This is a genomic window from bacterium, from assembly GCA_021372775.1.
Classification (GTDB): Bacteria; Acidobacteriota; Polarisedimenticolia; order J045; family J045; genus JAJFTU01.
In genome coordinates, this window is the sequence record JAJFTU010000421.1 from 1 (window position 1) to 2,493 (window position 2,493).

A 2,493-nucleotide genomic window follows, 5' to 3' on the forward strand; every position below is an offset into this window, starting at 1 on the left:
CGGACGAAAGGAGGACGCGGCGCGCTTCGCGGCGTCGCGCGACGAGTTCGGCGCGGACGTCGTCGCGGCGATCGAGCGGACGATCCGCGACCACGGGATCGACAACCTGCCGGGCTGCGCGGAGAAGGGGGACTTCGACGCGACCTCCTCCACCGCGCTGCTCGAGCCGGGCGGGCTGCGCCTGCGGCTGCCGGCGCGCGCGACGCGGCGCACGTTCGAGCGCTACGCGGAGGAGATCCGCGCGCGGGCGGCGGGCGCGTGGGATCTCTACACGCCGTACGAGTGGCGTTCGGTCGGCGCGATGGTGCGGTTGGGGATGAAGCGCGAGGCGCTGGAGACGGCGGCGTTCCTGATGGACGGGCGGCGTCCGGCGGCGTGGGGGCAGTGGGCCGAGGTGGTGCGGCGCGATCCGCGGAAGGCGGGCTTCGTGGGGGACATGCCGCACGCCTGGGTCGGGTCGGACTTCATGCGCGCGGCGCTCGACCTGTTCGCCTACGAGCGGGAGGACGGGGCGCTGGTGGTCGCGGCGGGCCTGCCGGAGTCGTGGGCGCGCGCCGCGGGGGGCGCCGGGATCCGCGGGCTGTTCGTGCCGGGCGGGCGGCTGTCGTTCGCGGCGAGCGCGAAGAGCGCGCCCGCGGAGGCGGCGTGCGCGGGCGAGACGTGCGAAGACGAGGCGCGCGTGCGGATCGAGGCGGGACTGACGCCGCCGGCCGCGGGCCTCGTGGTTCATTCGCCGATCGACGGCCGGCCTCTGCGCGCGTTCGTGGACGGCCGCGAGGCGCCGCTCGACGCGGACGGCGCGGTCGCGGTGCGCGCGGTTCCCGCGGAGGTCGTCTTCGTTCACGCGGCGCGCTGAGGTTCCGCGCGGGTTCCGCGTCGGGTCGGGGTGATCGGGACCGGATCCCGCGCGACGTCGCGTCGCACCGCCCGCCACGATGGGGGGGCGTGTAGGGGCGGCTGGCGCGTCCCGATCGTCGCGTCCCCGCGAGAGACTCCACCGCGCCTGCCGCCCGACGTGATTCACGCGCAACGTTGCCTTTCGTCGTGAAAGGCAGGATTCCGCGTGAATCACGTCGGGCGGCAGGCGCGGAGGGGCGCCGCTGTTCCGACGGTCATCGGAGCGCGCCAGCCGCCCCTACCCGCCCGACGTGATTCACGCGCAACGTCGCCTTTCGTCGTGAAAGGCAGGATTGCGCGGGAATCGAGTCGGGCGGCGGGCGCGGCGGGGGCGCCGTTATTGCGACGTTGATCGGCGCGCGCCGGCCGCGGCGAGCGTCAGCGAAGACAGGCGCCGCGGGTGCGGATCACGTCGGCGTAGAAGCGGGCGCTCGCCTTCGGCGTGCGGGCGAGCGTCGAGAAGTCCACGTGCACGAGGCCGAAGCGCTTCGTGCGGCCCTCCGCCCACTCGAGGTTGTCGAGCAGCGACCACGCGAAGTAGCCGCGCACGTCGGCCCCGCGGTCCATCGCCCGCCGCGTCGCGAGAAGGTGCTCGCGGAAGTAGGCGACGCGCAGCGGGTCGTCGAGCCCCATCTCCGCCGTCGGCGGGTCGTAGAACGCCGCGCCGTTCTCCGTGACGTAGAGCGGCGTCCCGCCGAGACGGTGCAGCCAAAGCAGCGTCTCCTCGAGCCCCTGCGGGTAGACCTCCCAGCCGAGCTCGGTGCGCGGGCGCGCGGTCTGCGGGACCGACGACGCGCGGCAGGGCCACGCCGCGTCGTCGCGGCGCGTCACGGCGCGCGTGTAGTAGTTGAGCCCGAGGTGGTCCAGCGGCTGGCGGATCAGCGCCATGTCGTCCGCGCCGTGCTCCGGCCAGGCCTCGCCGAAGATCTCCGCCATCTCCTCCGGATAGCGCCCGAGGAACACCGGCTCGACGTACTGGCGGTTCATGTAGGCGTCGGCGCGCCGCGCGGCGGCGACGTCGTCCTCGCGGTCCGAGGCCGGCGTCTTCGGCTCGATGTTCACGACGAGCCCGACGTTGCGGCAGCCGTCGGCGCGCAGCGCGAGCGTGGCGGCGCCGTGCGCGCGGAGCAGGTTGTGCGCGGCGATCGGCGCTTCGTGCAGGCAGCGGTGCCCCGGCGCGTGCACGCCGAAGAGGTAGCCGGCGTCGGCCGCGACCCACGGCTCGTTGAGCGTCGTCCAGAGCGCCACGCGGTCGCCGAGCGCGCGGTGCACGACGCGCGCGTAGTCGGCGAACCACTGCGCGACGTCGCGGTTGAGCCAGCCGCCGCGGTCGTCGAGCGCCGCGGGGAGGTCCCAGTGGTAGAGCGTCAGCGCGGGGGCGATCCCCGCGTCGAGCAGCGCGTCCACGAGGCGGCGATAGAAGTCGAGCCCCTTCTCGTTGACCGCGCCGGTTCCCTGCGGCAGGACGCGTCCCCAGGCGACGCTGAAGCGGTAGGCCGTCAGCCCGAGCGAGCGCATCAGCGCGACGTCCTCGGCGAAGCGGCGGTAGTGGTCGCAGGCGACGTCGCCGTCGGCGCCGTCGGCGATCCGGCCGGG

Annotated in this window: 2 protein-coding genes; one reads left to right on the forward strand and one right to left on the reverse strand. The window is 74.8% G+C overall.

What is annotated here, in order from left to right:
- Positions 1 to 856, forward strand: an 856-nt coding sequence (locus tag LLG88_14370) for a coagulation factor 5/8 type domain-containing protein (protein ID MCE5248094.1), incomplete at its 5' end; no start/stop codon positions are given.
- A 419-nt stretch (positions 857 to 1,275) separates the two neighbouring features.
- Here LLG88_14370 and LLG88_14375 read toward each other — a convergent pair.
- Positions 1,276 to 2,493, reverse strand: a 1,218-nt coding sequence (locus tag LLG88_14375) for a beta-glucosidase (protein ID MCE5248095.1), incomplete at its 5' end; no start/stop codon positions are given.